Below are 15,656 nucleotides of genomic sequence, written 5' to 3' on the forward strand. Positions count from 1 at the left end.
CCTCAGCCCTCGGACGACGCGCCCGGCGACGCGCCCGACGACCGGCGTCGGGCGATCTCGTCCACCTGCTCGCGCAGCGTGGCCGTCGTGAGCTCGACCCAGCGGGCGACGACGGCGAGCTCGTCCGGGGTGAACTGCGCCGTCACCCCGGCCATACCCTCCCCCAGGCCCGCGAACGCCTCGGCGACCTCCGGCGACGGCTCCGCGGTGGCCGCGATGACCAGGCGGCGGCGGTCGGCGGGGTCGCGCTCGCGCCGCGCGTGCCCGCCCCGTTCCAGCCGGTCGACCAGCCCCGTCACGGCCCCCGCGCTCAGGCCGGTGCGGTGCGCGAGGTCGGTCGCCGACATCGGCCCGTCCCGTCGCAGCATCCCCAGCGCCTTGTGGTCACCCGCCGACAGCCCGCGCAGCGAGCCGACCGCGTCGTGGAACAGCACGACGGCGTCGCTGAGCTCCGTCCCGAGCGCCGTCCCTGCCGTGTCGGGCCCGTCCGCCGCGGTGCCGTCTTCGGTGCCGTCTTCGTCCGTCACCCCTCTATCCTCCACCACACCGGATAGTTTAGACTACTAAATCATTCAGCAGGCCGAACTAAGAAGGAGTCGTCATGCACATCGCCATCCACGAGGCCTGGACCGTGTTCGGCCAGGCCCTCTCGTTCACCGGTCGGCACTACCTCGTCGTCGCGGGCCTCGGCGTCCTCGCCTCCGCGCAGCGCTTCCTCGCGGTCGGCGGCGACGAGCGCTTCGCCTGGGCCGGGGGCGTGCCCGGCGAGGTCTTCACGACCGCCGTCCGCCTGCTGTTCCTGGCCTGGGTGGTCCGCGCCCTGTTCGCGGGGTCGGACGTCGCGTGGTCGCAGGTCGGCCCGCGGCTGTCGCGGTTCGTCCACGCGCACGCCGGGATGCTCGTCGCGAGCGGCGTGCTGCTCGTGCTCCTCACCGTCGTCGCCAAGGTGATCCCCGACGCCATCGCCGGGGCGCTCGACGAGGGCTCCCGCGCGACGTTCCTCTCCTGGGAGCTCGCCATCAAGAACGTGACCGTGATCCCGTTCGTCATGATCTGGATGACGACGATCGCCCAGGTCGCGATCCTCGGCGGAGTCGGCAGCCTCGCCCTCTCGACGGCCACTGTCTCACAAAAGTGAGTGACTCACATTTGGGCTAGGGTGGGCCGGTGCCGACCCTCACCTCGCCCCGTGCGCTGCGCACCCGGGCCCGCATCCTCGACGCGGCGCTCGACCTCTTCGAGGTCCGCGGCTACGACGCGACGACGGTCGCTCAGGTCGCCGACGCCGCGGGCGTCACGGAGATGACGTTCTTCCGGCACTTCCCGACCAAGGACGCAGTCCTCGTCAGCGACCCGTACGACCCGCTGATCGCGGACACCGTCGGCGCCCAGCCTCGAGAGCTGCCGCCGTTCGAGCGCGTGCGTCGGGGCATGCTGGCCGCACTTCGCGACATCACGCCGACGGAGGACGCCACCGCGCACCGGAGGGTGGCGCTCGTCGCCGGGAACCCGCGCCTTCGGGCCGCGGTCGTCATGGCGACCGCCGCGACCGAGCGGGCGATCACCGACCGGCTCGTCGCCGACGGCGTGCCGCGCCTCGACGCGACCGTCACCGCCGCCGCGTGCCTGGGCGCCTGCACCGCCGCGCTTCTCGCCCGCGCCGACGCCGCGACCTCGCTCGCCGACACGGTCACTCGCGCGTTGGAGGTGCTGCATGCCTGACGCGCTGCAGCTCGACGGCGTCCACCACGCCTTCGGCGAGCGCCGGGCGCTGACAGGCATGTCCCTCGCCGTGGCACCGGGCGAGGTGGTCGCGATGATCGGCCTCAACGGCGCGGGCAAGACGACGGCGCTGCGTGTGCTCACCGGCCGCCTGCGCCCGACGTCGGGCACCGCGCGTGTGCTGGGTCACGACCCGGCGCGGCTGCCGACCGACGCGGCCCGTAGATTCGGCCACGTCGTGGGCGCAGCCCTGATGGACCCGGCACTCACGGTCGTCGAGAACCTTCGCGTGGCGGCGGACCTGCACGGGGTCACCCGCGCCGGGTCGGGTGCCGGGCCGAGCGCCGCGGCGACATCCGCTGCCGAGCGCCTCGACCTCACCGCGTGGGCGCACGTGCGCGCGCTGGCCCTGTCGCTCGGCAACGCCCAGCGGCTCGGCGTGGCGTGCGCGGTCGTGCACTCCCCGGCCGCGCTGGTCCTCGACGAGCCCACGTCCGCCCTCGACCCGCGCGGCGTCGTCCTGGTGCGCGAGCTCGTGCGGGAACGCGCTGCCGCCGGTGCGGCCGTACTGGTCTCCAGCCACCACCTGGACGAGGTGGCCCGCGTCGCCGACCGGGTCCTGGCGGTGCACGACGGCCGGGTCGTGGGGTCGCTCGACCCGGGCGGGGCCGAGCTGGAGCGCCGGTTCTTCGACCTGGTCCTCGCGGCTGACACCGTGGGCACGTCAGGCACGGCGAGCACGCGGGGCGCCGCATGAGCGCCCTGCGCACCGCACTGCGCGTCGAGGCCCTCGCCTGGCGCCGATCGACCGTGCAGCGCCTCGCGACGCCGCTGCTCGTCGCGCTCGTCCCGCTCGCCTCGGTCGGCATGGTGGCGCTCGCCCGGTCGGGCGCCGTCGACGGAGCGGGCGCTGCCAAGCTGTCCGACTACTCCACGGGCGACCTCGCGACGACACACCTCGTCGTGGCGGGCCAGGTGCTCGCCGTCGCGGTCCTCGTGGCCGGCGGATTCGCCGTCGCCTCGGTCTTCGGGCAGCCCCTCGCCGACGGACGGGCGGGCGCGTACTTCGGCCTCGCGACGCCGCGTGGCACGCTCGCCCTCGCGCGGGGGCTCGTGGTGCTCGGCTGGGTGGCGGCGTGCGCCGTCGCGGCGGTGGCACTGACCGTCGGGGCGTCGGCGGTCGCCGCCGCGTCGGTGTCTGCACCGTTCGGCCCGACGGCGTGGGCCGCGGCGGGCCGCGCCCTGACGGCGGGCCTGCTCGGTGCCGGCCTCACGCTGCCGTTCGCCGCCGTCGCGACCGCGACCCGCAGCCCGCTCGCCACCGTCGGGGCGTTGATCGGCGTCGTCGCGCTGACGCAGGTCGTCGTGCTGGTCGGCGCCGGCGCGTGGTTCCCCTACGCCGTCCCGTCCCTGTGGGCCGGCACGGGCGGACCGGAGGCAGCGGCCGGCATCAGCGGCGCCTCGCTAGCGCTGACCGGTGCAGTCGCCCCGGCGGGGGTGCTGCTCGTCGTCCTGCAGTGGCGGCGCCTCACCGACGTCTGACGGACCTGCGCCGCGACGTCAGTGCGTCACGACCAGGCTGTGTACAGGACAGGCACGCAGCGCATCTCCCCGGCTCGAGCAGGATGCGGTCGTGCATGCCCGGATCATGCCGGTCGCTCCCGGCGGGCGCCAGACCTCAGTCGTGGGCGTCACCGGTGCAGCGCCGTGCGCGCCAGCTTGTTCCCCAACCACTGGACGACCTGCACGATCACGATGATCACGGCCACGGTGACCAGCACGACCATCCAGTTGTAGCGCTGGTAGCCGTACCGCAGCGCGAAGTCACCCAGGCCGCCGCCGCCGATGAGCCCGGCGATCGCGGACATGTCGAGCACGGCGATGAACAAGAACGTGTAGCCGAGGATCAGCGGGGCCAGCGCCTCGGGCACGAGGACGGTCGTGATGATGCGCCACGACGAGGCACCCATCGCCCGGGCGGCCTCGACGACGCCGGGGTCGATGCCCACGAGGTTCTGCTCCACGATGCGCGACGTGCCGAACGCCGTCATCACCGACAGCGGGAAGATGAACGCCTCCGTGCCCAGCGTCGTGCCGACGACCTCCAGGGTCACCGGCCCCAGCAGCGTCACGAAGATGATGAACGGGATGGGCCGCACGATGTTGACGAGCACGTTGAGGACGCCGAACACCCCACGGTTCGCCAGCAGGTTGCCCGGCCGGGTCACGTAGAGCGCGAGCCCCAGCGCCAGGCCGGCGATGCCGCCGGTCAGCAGCGCGATGGTGACCATCTGCAGGGTCTGGCCGAACGCCTCCCAGAGGAGCGGCCACAGGGTGGACCAGTCGCGGTTCATCGGGCGCCTCCGAGGTTGCCGTCACGGGTGAGGCGGGCACGCGGGTCGCCCACCGGGCGCTCTGCGGTGCCGAGGTCGACGATGTCGGCGTGCTCGCGCAGCGCGGCGAGGAACGCCGCGATCCTGTCGTCGGGGGCGACAAGCTCGACGGTGAGCGACCCGAACGGCCGCTCGCTCACCTCGCTGATACCGCCGAAGACGACGGCCCCGTCGACCTCGTGCTCACGCAGGAGCCGGAACAGCTCCGTCCCCGTGCTCACGCCCTCGCGCACGCCGACGGTCACGAGGCGGCCGGGGTGGCGCTCGCGCAGCCGGGCGAGCGCGTCGGGCGACGGCCGGTCGTGCATGGCGGTGCCGACGAACCGCTGGGCGGCGTCGGCCTGCGGGGCGGAGAAGACGTCGTAGACGTCGCCCACCTCCACGACCTTGCCGCTCTCCATCACGGCGACGCGGTCGCAGATAGAGCGCACCACGTCCATCTCGTGCGTGATGACGACGATCGTGATGCCCAGCTCCGCGTTGACCCGGCGCAGCAGCGCCAGCACGTCGCGGGTGGTCTCGGGGTCGAGGGCGGACGTCGCCTCGTCGGCGAGCAGGATGGTGGGCGACGTCGCGAGCGCCCGGGCGATGCCCACCCGCTGCTTCTGGCCGCCGGAGAGCTGTCGCGGGTACGACTTCGCCTTGTCGGCCAGGCCGACGAAGTCGAGCAGCTCGGCCACGCGCGCGACCCGCTTCTCCTTGGACCAGCGCGCCACACTGAGCGGATAGGCGATGTTGCCCGCGACCGTGCGCGACGCCAGCAGGTTGAACTGCTGGAAGATCATGCCGATCCGGGCGCGCACGGAGCGCAGCTTCCGCTCGGGCAGGGCGGTGACGTCCGTGCCCTCGACGACCACCTGGCCGGAGGTCGCCGTCTCGAGCGCGTTGACGAGGCGCACCAGCGTCGACTTGCCGGCGCCGGAGTAGCCGATGACGCCGAAGATCTCGCCCGGCCGCACCGTCAGCGAGACGTCGTCGACGGCGTGCACGGCGCCGGCGCCATCTCCGAAGGTCTTCGACACCCCGCGCAGCTCGATCGCCGGGACACCGGCCGTGGTCTCGCTCACCTGGTCCGTCCTCACTGGTCCGTCCTCATCCACTGTGTCCGCCCTGCCCGGCACGGCAGCCGGGGCGCGCCGCGGAGGCCACGCGCCCCCGGCCGTCGTCGTGGGGTCAGGAGGACGAGCTGATGTCGTCCTCGAGGCCCGCGAGGATCTCCTGCAGCTCCTCCGGCGAGTTGTCCTTGATGACGGCGGTGTCGTCCGAGGCCTCCTGCTCGGCGGCGACGACCTCGTCGGAGTGCGAGATCTCCGCAAGCTTCCGCAGGTCCGGGTCGTCGGCGTCCTCGGCGCGCGCCACCCACACGTTGATGTAGGGGGCGGCGGCGTCGGAGTCGGGGTCGTCCTGGAACAGCGCCGAGTCCGGGTCGATGCCGGAGTCCGCGAGGAAGTCGTTGTTGACGATCGACGCGTCCACCGACTGCAGCTGGATCGGGGTCTGCTCGGCCGCGACCGGGGTCACGGTGACCTTCGAGGAGGGCAGCACGTCCGCCTCGGTCGAGACGGCGCTGCCGCCGTCCTTCAGCTCGATGAGGCCGGCCTCCTGCAGCACGAGGAGCGAGCGGGCCAGGTTGGTCGGGTCGTTCGGCACGGCGACCTCGCCGCCGTCGGGGATCTGCTCGAGCGAGTCGTGCTTCTCCGAGTACAGGCCCAGCGGGTAGACGGCGGTGGCGCCGATCGGCGTCAGGTCGTCGTCGGCGTCGGCGTTGTAGCCGGCGAGGAACTGCAGGTGCTGGAACTGGTTGACGTCGAGCTCGCCCTGCGACAGGGACGGGTTGGCCTGCGTGTAGTCCTGCAGGTCGACCAGCTCGATGTCGAGGCCCTCGGCCTCGGCCTGCTGCTCGAACACGGCCCACTTGTCGTCGGAGGCACCGACGACGCCCACGCGGAGGGGGCCGTCGTCGTCGCCCGAGGCGCCGCCGCCGCAGGCGGAGAGGGTGAGCGCGGCGACCGCGGTGATCGCGGCCCAGGTGACGGTGCGGGTGCGGGTGCTGCGGGACATGGGTGGTCCTTCCGGGCGGGCGCCGGGTACGGCGCCGGTGAGGCGGGTGGGTGCGGCGGCCACAGCCATCAGCTCGAGGCGGCACGAAGAGCAGATCCCCCGGGGCGACGCGGGGAGCGGGGTGACGGCAGGCGCCGTCGTCCGGCGGGTGACGTCAACAGGAGGTCAGCGGGACTGGCACATTCGCCCCACGAGGGCCGCACGGCAGCACATGTCGCCGCGGCGGCGGGTGCGCGCGGTCGACGAAGCTGCGGGAGCGATGCGGGGCATGCTCACAAGAGGACCACCCGGAACCGGCGTCCACCAAGCCGGAACCAGGGAATCTCACTGCTCGGACGAAAAACCGTCCACATCGTGGATTCTGTGACGTGGCGCACGGCGTGACTGCCGCGAGACGGGGGTTAGCGGCCCCGAGGCAGCTCCGGCTCGGGACATGAAAGGACCCCTCGCACACCCACCAGAGCTCACGTACCCTTGCTGCCTTCCGGCCCTGGGGGAGTTCGGCGAGATGGTGCCGCACGAGGGGTCTGCAGACAGCCTAACCGAGACCCCGCCCGGTCCCGAAACCGGGCGCCGGTTGAGCCTGTCGAAACCGAGCGGGCGGTTTCAACAGGCTCAACCGGCGTCACCGCGTCGATTTCGGAGCCAAGGCTTGCGTCGGCTATTGTGCTGAGGCTGCCTGCGCACGACGCCGGCCGTGCACCAGGAGGATTCGCCTAGCGGCCTATGGCGCACGCTTGGAAAGCGTGTTGGGTTCACGCCCTCGGGGGTTCGAATCCCCCATCCTCCGCCGACCGACGGGCCCGGACCACACCAGTGGACCGGGCCCGTCGTCGTCTCCCCGGGCGGTGCCGACCAGGCGGTTGCTCCCGCAATCGGCCGCTCGCGAGCGATAATCCGGTAGCAACAGCCTGCTCGCGCCGGGAGGATGGGCCGTATGGACCGCACGTTCGACGAGCTCGTCGCCGAGGCCGACGCCGCACCGATGTCCGGCTGGGACTTCTCCTGGCTGGAGGGGCGCGCCACCGAGGAGCGCCCGAGCTGGGGATTCTCCCGCCTCCTGCATGAACGGTTGGGCACGGTTGGCGCCGCGCTCGACCTGCAGACCGGCGGCGGGGAGGTGTTGGCCGCGGCGCCGTCGCTCCCCCGGCTCCAGGTCGCCACCGAGGGGTGGCCCCCGAACGTCACGGCGGCGACCGCCCGGCTGCACCCGCGCGGCATCGCCCTCGTCGCGCACGACGACGACTCGCCGCTCCCCTTCGGTGACGCCGCGTTCGACCTCGTCACGAGCCGGCACCCCGTCGTCCCCCGCTGGACCGAGATCGCCCGGGTCTTGCGACCGGGCGGAACGTACCTCGCCCAGCACGTGGGACCGGCGAGCGTCATCGAGCTCGTCGAGTTCTTCCTCGGGCCCCTGCCCGAGGACGCGCGGCGCGGCCGTGACCCCGAGGACGAGGTCGCCGCCGCCCGCGAGGCCGGCCTCGAACTGGTCGACCTGCGCGCCGAACGGCTGCGGATCGAGTTCCTCGACGTCGGCGCGGTCGCGTGGTTCCTGCGGAAGGTGGTGTGGATGGTGCCCGGCTTCACGGTCGACGCCTACCGGCCGGAGCTGCGCGCGCTCCACGAGCGCATCCGCCGCGACGGCACGTTCGTGGCGCACTCGGCCCGCCACCTGATCGAGCTCCGCCGCCCCGCCTGACGCCGCGTCGACCCTGCGCCGACCCCGGTCGTGACGGGATCGTGACGACATCGTGTCCGTATCGCGAGGCAACCGCGCGGGCCCGCGCGGGCCGGCCCCTACGATGGCAGCCATGATCTTCAAGGCCGTGGGGGACGGCCGTCCCTACCCCGACCACGGGCGCGTCACCCCCAAGGACTGGGTGGACGTACCCCCGCGCCAGGTGCGCCTCGACGAGCTCGTCACCACCAAGCGCACGCTCGACCTCGATCACCTGCTCGCGGAGGACTCCACGTTCTACGGCGACCTCTTCGCCCACGTGGTCGAGTACAAGGGCGTGCTCTACCTGGAGGACGGGTTGCACCGCGCCGTCCGGGCCGCCCTGCAGCAGCGGCCCGTGCTGCACGCCCGCGTGCTGGTCCTGCGTTGACCCGACGCGATTCCACGAACAATCCAGCGAACTCAGGTAGTTTCGTCGCGTGACCTCACCAGCTCCTGACCCGGTACGAGTGACGCGCCGCAAGCGCGAACACGAGCGTCAGGCTGTCGTCTTCGGGCTCCTCATCGCCTTCCTGCTGATCGCCGGCCTGGCCGCGGCCGCGATGTACTCCGGCGCGTTCAGCTCTCCGTTCTCCCGCCCCGTCTACACCCCGGTCGCCGAGGTGCCGCAGCCCGAGCCGTGCCTCCCCCAGGTCGACGGACAGCCGGACGGCGCCCTCCCGGTCCCGTACTCGAAGATCCGGGTGCGCGTGTACAACGCGTCCGAGACCGGCGGCGTCGCGAACGCCAACCAGGAGGTGCTCGTCGAGCGCGGGTTCGACGTCATCGCCACGGGTGACATGGGCCGACAGGTCGAGCAGTCCGAGATCCGCTTCGGCGTCAAGGGCATCACCCGCGCCTACGCGCTCGCGGCGCAGTACCCCGACGTGCGGCTCGTGCTCGACGACCGCGACGGTGCCGCCGTCGACCTGCTGGTCGGCAACCGGTACAGCCCGCCCCTGGCCGAGGACCGCGTGCTGCTCGCGGCCGACCGGCCCATGGAGGACGTCGCGGCATGCCTGCCCGCCGCGGACATCACGCCGATCACCCGCGAGGAGCCGGCCCGGAGCGCCAAGGCCGAGGCCTGACGCCCCCTGCGTCAGCCGGCCGTCTCGCTCCCCGCGGGTGCCGACGCCGGCGACGCGGGCTCCTGGCTGGTGCCACGCCACCGAGCGATCGCCCGCATGCCGTGATAGATCACCAGCGCGGACGCCGTGCCGAGCGCGATGCCCTCGAACGTCAGGTCGCCGGCCGCCCACGTGAAGTTCGCGATGCCGATGATGAGCGGCACGGCGGCCGTGGTGAGATTCACGGGGTTGCCGAAGTCCACGCGGTTCTGCACCCAGATGCGCGCGCCGAGGATGCCGATCATCCCGTAGAGCATGGTGGTCGCCCCGCCGAGCACGCCCGCCGGGATCGTCGCGATGAGCGCGCCGAACTTGGGCGACAGTGACAGCACCAGCGCCGTCGCCGCGGCCACCCAGTACGCCGCCGTGGAGTACACGCGCGTCGCGGCCATGACGCCGATGTTCTCGGCGTACGTGGTCGTGCCGGAACCGCCGCCGATGCCCGCGAACGTCGTCGCGAGGCCGTCGCTGAACAACGCCCGGCCCGTCAGGTGGTCGAGGTTCTTGCCGGTCATGGCCGCCACCGACTTCACGTGGCCCACGTTCTCCGCGACGAGCACCAGCACCACCGGCACGAACAGCCCCAGCACCGCCGGGTCGAACGACGGGGTGACGAAGTGCGGGAAGCCGAACCAGGCCGCGCCCTCCACGGAGCTGAAGTCCACCTCGCCGCGGATCGTGGCCACGACGTAGCCGATGATCACGCCGACCAGGATCGACAGGCGCCCGATGATGCCCTTGAACAGCACGGTCACGAGGATGATCGCGGCGAGGGTGATCGTCGCCGTCACGGGCGCGGCGCGGAAGCCGCTGTCGCAGGTCTGGACGATCTCGCCGTCGACGACGGACTCGCTGCACGACCCCCAGGCCGCGGGGGCGAGGTTGAGGCCGATCAGCGCGACGATCGTGCCGGTCACGACCGGCGGCATGACGACGTCGATCCACCGGGCGCCTGCGAAGTGCACGAGCACGCCGATCGCCGCCAGCATAAGGCCGGTGACGAGGATGCCGCCCACCGCCACGGACTCGCCGTGCGACGCCGTCGCCGCCGTGATCGGCGCGATGAACGCGAAGCTGGACCCGAGGTAGCTGGGCAGCCGGTTGCGCGTGACCAGCAGGAACAGCGCCGTGCCGATCGCCGAGAAGAACAGCGTGGTCGCGGGCGAGAAGCCCGTCAGCACAGGCACGATAAACGTGGAGCCGAACATGGCCACCACGTGCTGCATGCCGATGCCGATGGTGCGCGGCCAGCTCAGCCGCTCCTCCGGGGCGACGACGTCGCCGGGTCCGACGTGCTTGCCGTCTCCGTGCAGGGTCCAGCCGACACTCATGATGCTCCGTCCGTCACGCCCGCGAAGGGGCCGCGTGCTCACCGTCTGCGCTCGCCAGTGAACGTCCGGTGAAGATTGCCGCCGCACAGCGTACTGGGCGTGAAGGTCGTGCTCGGCACGTTCAGACCGTGGCCGGGCTGCGGATCAGAGCTGCGTCGCGACCTCGCGGGCGACGAGGTCCAGGTGGTCGAGGTCGTGCAGGTCCAACGCCTGCAGGTACACGCGCTGCACGCCTTGGTCGCGCAGCGAGCCGAGCAGGTCCACCACCTCCGAGACGGTGCCCGCGACGCCGTGCTCGCGCAGCTCGGCGGGCTCACGCCCGATGGCGGCGGCCCGGCGCGCGAACTCCGCCTCGTCCTTGCCGACGGCGAACACCAGCGCGACGGACTGGACGATCGACTCCGGGGCGCGGCCGGCCTCCGCGAGCGCCTCGTTGATCACGGCGATCCGCGGGGCGACGGTGTCACGCTCGGGGAACGCCTGGTTGTACTCGTCACCGAAGCGCGCGGCGAGCGCCGGCGTCCGCTTCGGGCCGCCGCCGCCGACGATGACGGGGATCTTCGCCTGCGCGGGCTTGGGCAGGGCCGGGGAGTCGACCAGCGTGTAGTGCTCGCCGGAGAACGAGTACGACCCGCCGACGGGCGTGCCCCACAGGCCGGTAAGGATCTCGAGCTGCTCGGAGAGCAGCCCGAACCGCTTGGCCGGGAACGGGATGCCATACGCCTCGTGCTCGCGCGCGAACCAGCCGGCGCCGAGGCCGATCTCGACGCGGCCGCCGGACATCTGGTCCACCTGCGCCACCTGGATCGCCAGCACGCCCGGATGGCGGAACGTGGCCGAGGTGACGAGGGTACCGAGCCGCACGGTGGACGTGTCGCGGGCCAGGCCGGCGAGCGTCGTCCAGGCGTCGGTGGGGCCGGGCAGCCCGTCGCCGCCCATCGTCAGGTAGTGGTCGGACCGGAAGAAGGCGCTGAAGCCGAGCGTCTCGGTCGCCTGGGCGACGGCGAGCAGGTCGTCGTACGACGCGCCCTGCTGGGGTTCGGTGAAGATGCGCAGGTCGAGGGTCATCGGTCCATCTCTCGGGCAGGGAGTGGTTAGGAGAACTCGGGCGTGCTGGTGCGCGACCGCTTGAGCTCGAAGAAGTCGGGGAACGACGCGAGCGCGACGGCCCCGTCGAAGATCCGCAGCGCGTCGTCACCCCGCGGTATGCGCGTGAGGACGGGGCCGAAGAACCCGACGCCGTCCACGTGGATCGTCGGCGTCCCGACGTCCTCGCCCACCGGCTTCATCCCCTCCTCGTGGGACACGGCGAGGGCGGCGTCGTAGGCGGCGGACGTCGCGGCGTCGGCCAGCGCGGCGGGCAGCCCGGCCTCGGCGAGCGCCTCGACCGCGACGGTGTCGAGGTCCTCGCGCCCGCCCGGGTGGATGCGCGTGCCGGCCGCGGTGTAGAAGGCGCTGAACGCCTCCGGTCCGTGGTCGGTCTGGACGGCGGCCGCCACCCGGCCGATCCCGCGCGAGGCCTCGATCTTGGCGCGGTAGTCGGCGGGGAGGTCCCGACCGGAGTTGAGCAGGTACAGGCTCATCAGCTTGAAGGTGAGCTGCACGTCACGCTGCGCCGCGACCTCGAGCGCCCAGCGGGACGTGATCCACGCGAACGGACACAACGGGTCGACGTAGACGTCGACGACGGGGGTGGTCGCCGGGGCGGTGGACGTGGTCGTGGTCGCTGTCGAGGTCCCGGAAGTCACGAGCGCCACCCTACCCACGCCGGGCGCAGCGGTAGCCTCGGGCCGTGCGCAAGGTGCGGTGGGCGAGCCTCGGGACGGTGGTCGGCGCGTGCGTCGTCGCCCTCGCCATGCTGCTGCTGGTGCTGCGGGGCCGGGTGTGGGCTTGGATCCCGTTCGCCATCGCCGCGGGCGTGGCGGTGCGCGAGGTGCGCTTCCTGCAGCGCGGGAGACGACCGGCGGACGCCGGTTTCGACGAGCGCCGACGCGGCGACCAGGACCCCGAACGACGCCGCCGGCGCCGCTGAGCCCTCCCCAGCGTCCGCCCGTCGCGCCCGCGAGTCACCCGCTGCGGGCGTCGACGCGCCCGGCACCCGCGGACTAGCGTCGAGAACGGGGCGCCGCCGCCCGACGACGCCCGGGGTTCGCCCGCATCGCGGGCGCCGGCACGGAGGCGCGGCCATGGGAACGACCGACGAGTTCGCCGACCGGTTCGTCACCTCCTGGCTCGGCGCGATCGACGTGCTGGCCGTCTACGTCGGCGACCGGCTCGGGTGGTACCGGGCACTCGCGGAGGCCGGCCCGCTCACCTCGGGCGCCCTGGCGGAGTCCACCGGCACGGCCGAACGCTACGCGCGCGAGTGGCTCGAGCAGCAGGCCGCATCCGGCATCCTCCTCGCCGAGGACCCCGGCGCCGGCCCGGCCCTGGACGCCGACCCGCAGGACGTCGGACGGGCGCGGACGTACGCGCTGCCCGCCGCGCACGCAAAGGTGCTCACCGACGCCTCGTCGCCGGCCTACCTGGCGCCCCTCGCGCGGTTCGTCGGGGCGATCGGCGCGCGGCTGCCGCAGCTCCTCGACGCGTACCGGGCCGGGGGCGGGGTCTCGTGGGACCAGTTCGGCGAGGACGCCCGGCAGGCGCAGGCCGACGTCAACCGTCCCTTGTTCGAGCGGCAGCTCGCGCCCGCGCTCGCCGCCGTACCGGAAATCCACGAGGTGCTGTCCCGTCCCGGGGCGCGCGTCGTCGACGTCGGGAGCGGCTTCGGCTGGTCGACCCTCGCTCTGGCCCGCGCGTACCCCGGCGCCGAGGTGCACGGGCTCGACGTCGACCGGCCCTCCGTGGAGGCGGCGCGAGTCGCGGCGGCCGAGGCGGGGCTCGCCGACCGGGTCACGTTCCACCTGGCCGACGCCGCCGAGCTCGCCGATGCGCAGCCGTTCGACGCGGCGTTCGCCTTCGAGTGCGTGCACGACCTGCCGGACCCGGTCGCAGTGCTGGACGCCGTCCGGCGCGCGGTGCGGCCCGACGGGGTCGTCGTGGTCATGGACGAGGCGGTCGCGGACGAGTTCCGGGCCCCGGCCGACGACGTGGACCGCGTCATGTACGGCTACAGCCTCTTCGTCTGCCTGCCCGACGGGCTGTCGACGACGCCGTCGGTCGGCACGGGGACCGTGATGCGGCCGGCCACGCTGCGTCGGTATGCGCGCGAGGCGGGCTACGCCGGCGTCGAGGTGCTGCCCGTGCACGACTTCGGCTTCTTCCGGTTCTACCGGCTGCTCCTCTGACGCCGCGGACCACGCCGCCGACACCGCGGGCAGGCCGACGTCGGGCGTGCTGCGGAGTAGCCTCCGTGGAATGACCGCCGTCCGGACGCACACCCACGCCCAGGCCGTCGACGCCGCGATCGACCTCTTCTCCCGGCAGGGCTACGAGCAGACCACCGTCGAAGAGATCGCCGACGCGGCCCGCGTCAGCCGTGCCACCTTCTTCCGCCGCTTCCGCTCCAAGGAGGACGTGGTCTTCGCCGACCACGAGCTGCTCCTCGAGGAGGTGGTGGTCATGCTCGCCGAGACCCGACCCGAGGCGCGCGCCAGCGAGGAGTCCGGCCGCGCGCCCGAGCGGGCATGGGACCCCGCCACCGATCCGTACCTCGAGGTGTGCCGGGCGGCGCGCCTCGTCTTCGACCACCACGTGGGGCAGCGCGAGACGTCGATCGCCCGGCACACGCTGCTCCAGCAGGTGCCCGCGCTGCGCGACCGCGAGCTCGTCACGACGCACCGCTACGAGCGGGCCTTCACCGCCTACCTGCGCGACACGCTCCCGCCGGACCGCTCCACGACGACGATGTCGATCGCCTTCGCCGCGTCCGTCGTCGCGGTGCACAACGCGATCCTGCGGCGGTGGCTGCGCAACCCCCACCTCGACCTGCGTCCCGAGCTCGAGGAGGCGTTCTTCGACCTGCGGCGGGCCGCCGTCGCCCCGTTCACCCATCCCGACGACGCGCCTCGGCACGCAGCCGGCACCGACGGCACGACGGCGGAGCACGACGTGCGCGAGGACGTTGCCCGCGAGAACGGCACCGGCACCTCGGCTCACGTCACCACCACCGGCGGCGACGGCCGGCGCGTCGTCGTCACCGTGCTGGAGCCCGGCGCCGGCCCCGACGACGTCGCCCGCGCCGTGCGGGACGCCCTCGCGTAATCGTCGTTGGTTGAGCCTGTCGAAACCGCCGCCGGGTTTCGACAGGCTCGACCAACGACGCCGGGGAATGCCGCTGTGGCATGCTGCGTTGCGCAAGAAGTCGCCGGGTCGTCCGGCGGCGAGACACGCACGTACGTGCTCCGGGGTCGGTGAAATTCCGAGCCGGCGGTGATAGCCCGCGACCCGCGCCTCCCTCGGGGGGCCGGTTGACCTGGTGGAACTCCAGGGCCGACGGTCAAAGTCCGGATGGGAGGCAGCGCGCGCGGCAGGCACCGGGGACCCGGTGCGTGCCGCCGGTCGTCGTGTCGCGGGTGCCCCGCCGGGCTCCCGCGACCGTCGTCCGTCCCCCCGGTCGCCCGCACGGCACGACCGGGAGAGGACTCGATGGACGCCATCCGCGCGCTGTTCGACGCGACGCTCACCATCGGCGACCAGACGCTGTACTGGCGCGAGATCATCGGCAACCTGTTCGGCCTCGCGTCCGCGCTCGGGGGCATGCGCCGCAAGGTGTGGGCGTGGCCGGTCGGCATCGTCGGCAACCTGGTGCTGTTCACCGTCTTCATGGGCTCGTGGTTCGGCGACACGAGCCGCGCCGACATGCTCGGCCAGGCCGGCCGGCAGGTGATGTTCCTGATCGTGTCCGTCTACGGCTGGGTGCAGTGGCGCCGCACGAAGCGCGCCGACCTCGAGCTGCGCGCCGACGGCAAGATCCCCGCCGCGGACGGCGCCGCGGTGCACCCGCGCTGGGCGTCGTGGCCGCAGCGGATCGGCATCGTCGTGGCCATGGCCGGCGGAACCCTGCTGCTCACGCCCATCTTCCGGTCGCTCGGCTCGTACGAGCCCGTGTGGGCCGACGCCTGGATCTTCATGGGCTCCCTCATCGCCACCTACGGCATGGCGAAGGGATGGGTGGAGTTCTGGCTGGTGTGGGTGGCGGTGGACCTCGTGGGGGTGCCGCTGCTCTGGTCGGCCGAGTACTACGCGACGGCCCTGATGTACGTCTTCTACGGCGCGTTCACGCTCGTCGGATTCTTCGTGTGGTGGCGCGTGCGCCGTCGTGAGCAGGCGGAGACTGCCTCGGCGATCGCGGCCGGCTGAGTCG

At 72.9% G+C, this 15,656-nt stretch carries 18 protein-coding genes, 1 tRNA gene, 1 other RNA gene and 1 riboswitch; of the genes, 12 read left to right on the forward strand and 8 right to left on the reverse strand.

The genetic code is table 11. The annotated features are described in order from the left end of the window. Positions 1–2 precede the first annotated feature (2 nt). A complete protein-coding gene (locus AC1C2V_RS04555; protein WP_495388366.1) occupies positions 3–527 on the reverse strand; it encodes a MarR family winged helix-turn-helix transcriptional regulator in 525 nt (174 codons plus the stop codon). A gap of 74 nt (positions 528–601) precedes the next feature. Between AC1C2V_RS04555 and AC1C2V_RS04560 the strand changes: the two genes are divergently transcribed. From AC1C2V_RS04560 to AC1C2V_RS04575, 4 genes are read left to right on the forward strand one after another with little or no spacing between them, the layout of a single operon-like run. Continuing rightward, complete coding sequence (locus tag AC1C2V_RS04560) at positions 602–1,138, forward strand: hypothetical protein (RefSeq protein WP_495388367.1); 537 nt, start codon at positions 602–604, stop codon at positions 1,136–1,138. Positions 1,139–1,167: 29 nt separating this feature from the next. Next, positions 1,168–1,722 carry a TetR/AcrR family transcriptional regulator gene (locus tag AC1C2V_RS04565; RefSeq protein ID WP_495388368.1) on the forward strand — a complete coding sequence of 185 codons (555 nt, stop codon included), beginning with the start codon at positions 1,168–1,170 and terminating at the stop codon, positions 1,720–1,722. Next, entirely contained in the window at positions 1,715–2,479 is a 765-nt protein-coding gene (locus AC1C2V_RS04570; RefSeq protein ID WP_495388369.1) for an ABC transporter ATP-binding protein, read from the forward strand. The genes AC1C2V_RS04565 and AC1C2V_RS04570 overlap by 8 nt, the downstream gene beginning before the upstream one ends. Beyond that, on the forward strand, positions 2,476–3,264 hold the full coding sequence (locus AC1C2V_RS04575) for a hypothetical protein (RefSeq protein ID WP_495388370.1): 789 nt from the start codon (positions 2,476–2,478) through the stop codon (positions 3,262–3,264). Before AC1C2V_RS04570 ends, AC1C2V_RS04575 begins: the two co-directional genes overlap by 4 nt. 149 nt (positions 3,265–3,413) lie before the next feature. On the opposite strand, the gene AC1C2V_RS04580 is transcribed toward AC1C2V_RS04575, so the two are convergent. The 4 genes from AC1C2V_RS04580 to ffs form a co-directional block, all read right to left on the reverse strand. Next, entirely contained in the window at positions 3,414–4,076 is a 663-nt protein-coding gene (locus AC1C2V_RS04580) for a methionine ABC transporter permease (RefSeq protein ID WP_495388371.1), read from the reverse strand. Continuing rightward, a complete protein-coding gene (locus AC1C2V_RS04585) occupies positions 4,073–5,182 on the reverse strand; it encodes a methionine ABC transporter ATP-binding protein (protein WP_495388372.1) in 1,110 nt (369 codons plus the stop codon). The genes AC1C2V_RS04580 and AC1C2V_RS04585 overlap by 4 nt, the downstream gene beginning before the upstream one ends. Before the next feature lie 106 nt (positions 5,183–5,288). Further along, complete coding sequence (locus AC1C2V_RS04590; protein ID WP_495388373.1) at positions 5,289–6,176, reverse strand: MetQ/NlpA family ABC transporter substrate-binding protein; 888 nt, start codon at positions 6,174–6,176, stop codon at positions 5,289–5,291. A 434-nt stretch (positions 6,177–6,610) separates the two neighbouring features. After that, positions 6,611–6,707: signal recognition particle sRNA small type (ffs, locus tag AC1C2V_RS04595), an RNA gene on the reverse strand. Positions 6,708–6,881: 174 nt separating this feature from the next. Between ffs and AC1C2V_RS04600 the strand changes: the two genes are divergently transcribed. The 4 genes from AC1C2V_RS04600 to AC1C2V_RS04615 all read left to right on the forward strand — a co-directional run bounded on the left by AC1C2V_RS04600 (position 6,882) and on the right by AC1C2V_RS04615 (position 8,981). After that, positions 6,882–6,966 (forward strand) — tRNA-Ser (locus AC1C2V_RS04600). 147 nt (positions 6,967–7,113) lie between these two features. Next, positions 7,114–7,875, forward strand: a complete 762-nt coding sequence (locus tag AC1C2V_RS04605) for a class I SAM-dependent methyltransferase (RefSeq protein WP_495388374.1) — start codon at positions 7,114–7,116, stop codon at positions 7,873–7,875. 112 nt (positions 7,876–7,987) lie between these two features. Next, on the forward strand, positions 7,988–8,284 hold the full coding sequence (locus AC1C2V_RS04610) for a type II toxin-antitoxin system VapB family antitoxin (protein ID WP_495388375.1): 297 nt from the start codon (positions 7,988–7,990) through the stop codon (positions 8,282–8,284). Positions 8,285–8,333: 49 nt separating this feature from the next. Further along, positions 8,334–8,981, forward strand: a complete 648-nt coding sequence (locus AC1C2V_RS04615; protein WP_495388376.1) for a LytR C-terminal domain-containing protein — start codon at positions 8,334–8,336, stop codon at positions 8,979–8,981. An 11-nt stretch (positions 8,982–8,992) separates the two neighbouring features. Here AC1C2V_RS04615 and AC1C2V_RS04620 read toward each other — a convergent pair whose 3' ends face one another. The 3 genes from AC1C2V_RS04620 to AC1C2V_RS04630 all read right to left on the reverse strand — a co-directional run bounded on the left by AC1C2V_RS04620 (position 8,993) and on the right by AC1C2V_RS04630 (position 12,099). Further along, positions 8,993–10,351 (reverse strand): uracil-xanthine permease family protein, encoded by a 1,359-nt coding sequence (locus tag AC1C2V_RS04620; protein ID WP_495388377.1) that lies wholly within the window; start codon positions 10,349–10,351, stop codon positions 8,993–8,995. A gap of 144 nt (positions 10,352–10,495) precedes the next feature. Next, positions 10,496–11,419: an LLM class F420-dependent oxidoreductase gene (locus AC1C2V_RS04625; RefSeq protein ID WP_495388378.1), complete on the reverse strand. Its 924-nt coding sequence runs from the start codon at positions 11,417–11,419 to the stop codon at positions 10,496–10,498. A gap of 26 nt (positions 11,420–11,445) precedes the next feature. Further along, positions 11,446–12,099 carry a mycothiol-dependent nitroreductase Rv2466c family protein gene (locus AC1C2V_RS04630; RefSeq protein WP_495388379.1) on the reverse strand — a complete coding sequence of 218 codons (654 nt, stop codon included), beginning with the start codon at positions 12,097–12,099 and terminating at the stop codon, positions 11,446–11,448. Positions 12,100–12,143: 44 nt separating this feature from the next. Here AC1C2V_RS04630 and AC1C2V_RS04635 point away from each other — a divergent pair, with 44 nt between their 5' ends. From AC1C2V_RS04635 to pnuC, 4 genes are all read left to right on the forward strand, one after another. Further along, positions 12,144–12,383, forward strand: coding sequence for a hypothetical protein (locus AC1C2V_RS04635; protein WP_495388380.1), 240 nt, complete (start codon positions 12,144–12,146; stop codon positions 12,381–12,383). 154 nt (positions 12,384–12,537) lie between these two features. Beyond that, positions 12,538–13,638 carry a class I SAM-dependent methyltransferase gene (locus AC1C2V_RS04640; protein ID WP_495388381.1) on the forward strand — a complete coding sequence of 367 codons (1,101 nt, stop codon included), beginning with the start codon at positions 12,538–12,540 and terminating at the stop codon, positions 13,636–13,638. A gap of 70 nt (positions 13,639–13,708) precedes the next feature. Next, positions 13,709–14,554, forward strand: coding sequence for a TetR/AcrR family transcriptional regulator (locus AC1C2V_RS04645; protein WP_495388382.1), 846 nt, complete (start codon positions 13,709–13,711; stop codon positions 14,552–14,554). Between the two features lie 132 nt (positions 14,555–14,686). Then, positions 14,687–14,817: riboswitch (FMN riboswitch) on the forward strand. 121 nt (positions 14,818–14,938) lie between these two features. Continuing rightward, entirely contained in the window at positions 14,939–15,652 is a 714-nt protein-coding gene (pnuC, locus tag AC1C2V_RS04650; protein WP_495388383.1) for a nicotinamide riboside transporter PnuC, read from the forward strand. Positions 15,653–15,656: the final 4 nt, after the last annotated feature.

The sequence above is a fragment of the Isoptericola sp. Y541 genome (assembly GCF_059445465.1).

What these genes read in the sequence shown, in the direction of transcription:
- AC1C2V_RS04645 (WP_495388382.1), top strand. Translation starts at nt 13,709, where the DNA reads ATGACCGCCGTCCGGACGCACACCCACGCCCAGGCCGTCGACGCCGCG.
- AC1C2V_RS04625 (WP_495388378.1), bottom strand. Translation starts at nt 11,419, where the DNA reads ATGACCCTCGACCTGCGCATCTTCACCGAACCCCAGCAGGGCGCGTCG.
- AC1C2V_RS04620 (WP_495388377.1), bottom strand. Translation starts at nt 10,351, where the DNA reads ATGAGTGTCGGCTGGACCCTGCACGGAGACGGCAAGCACGTCGGACCC.
- AC1C2V_RS04640 (WP_495388381.1), top strand. Translation starts at nt 12,538, where the DNA reads ATGGGAACGACCGACGAGTTCGCCGACCGGTTCGTCACCTCCTGGCTC.
- AC1C2V_RS04560 (WP_495388367.1), top strand. Translation starts at nt 602, where the DNA reads ATGCACATCGCCATCCACGAGGCCTGGACCGTGTTCGGCCAGGCCCTC.
- pnuC (WP_495388383.1), top strand. Translation starts at nt 14,939, where the DNA reads ATGGACGCCATCCGCGCGCTGTTCGACGCGACGCTCACCATCGGCGAC.
- AC1C2V_RS04575 (WP_495388370.1), top strand. Translation starts at nt 2,476, where the DNA reads ATGAGCGCCCTGCGCACCGCACTGCGCGTCGAGGCCCTCGCCTGGCGC.
- AC1C2V_RS04590 (WP_495388373.1), bottom strand. Translation starts at nt 6,176, where the DNA reads ATGTCCCGCAGCACCCGCACCCGCACCGTCACCTGGGCCGCGATCACC.
- AC1C2V_RS04605 (WP_495388374.1), top strand. Translation starts at nt 7,114, where the DNA reads ATGGACCGCACGTTCGACGAGCTCGTCGCCGAGGCCGACGCCGCACCG.
- AC1C2V_RS04610 (WP_495388375.1), top strand. Translation starts at nt 7,988, where the DNA reads ATGATCTTCAAGGCCGTGGGGGACGGCCGTCCCTACCCCGACCACGGG.
- AC1C2V_RS04570 (WP_495388369.1), top strand. Translation starts at nt 1,715, where the DNA reads ATGCCTGACGCGCTGCAGCTCGACGGCGTCCACCACGCCTTCGGCGAG.
- AC1C2V_RS04580 (WP_495388371.1), bottom strand. Translation starts at nt 4,076, where the DNA reads ATGAACCGCGACTGGTCCACCCTGTGGCCGCTCCTCTGGGAGGCGTTC.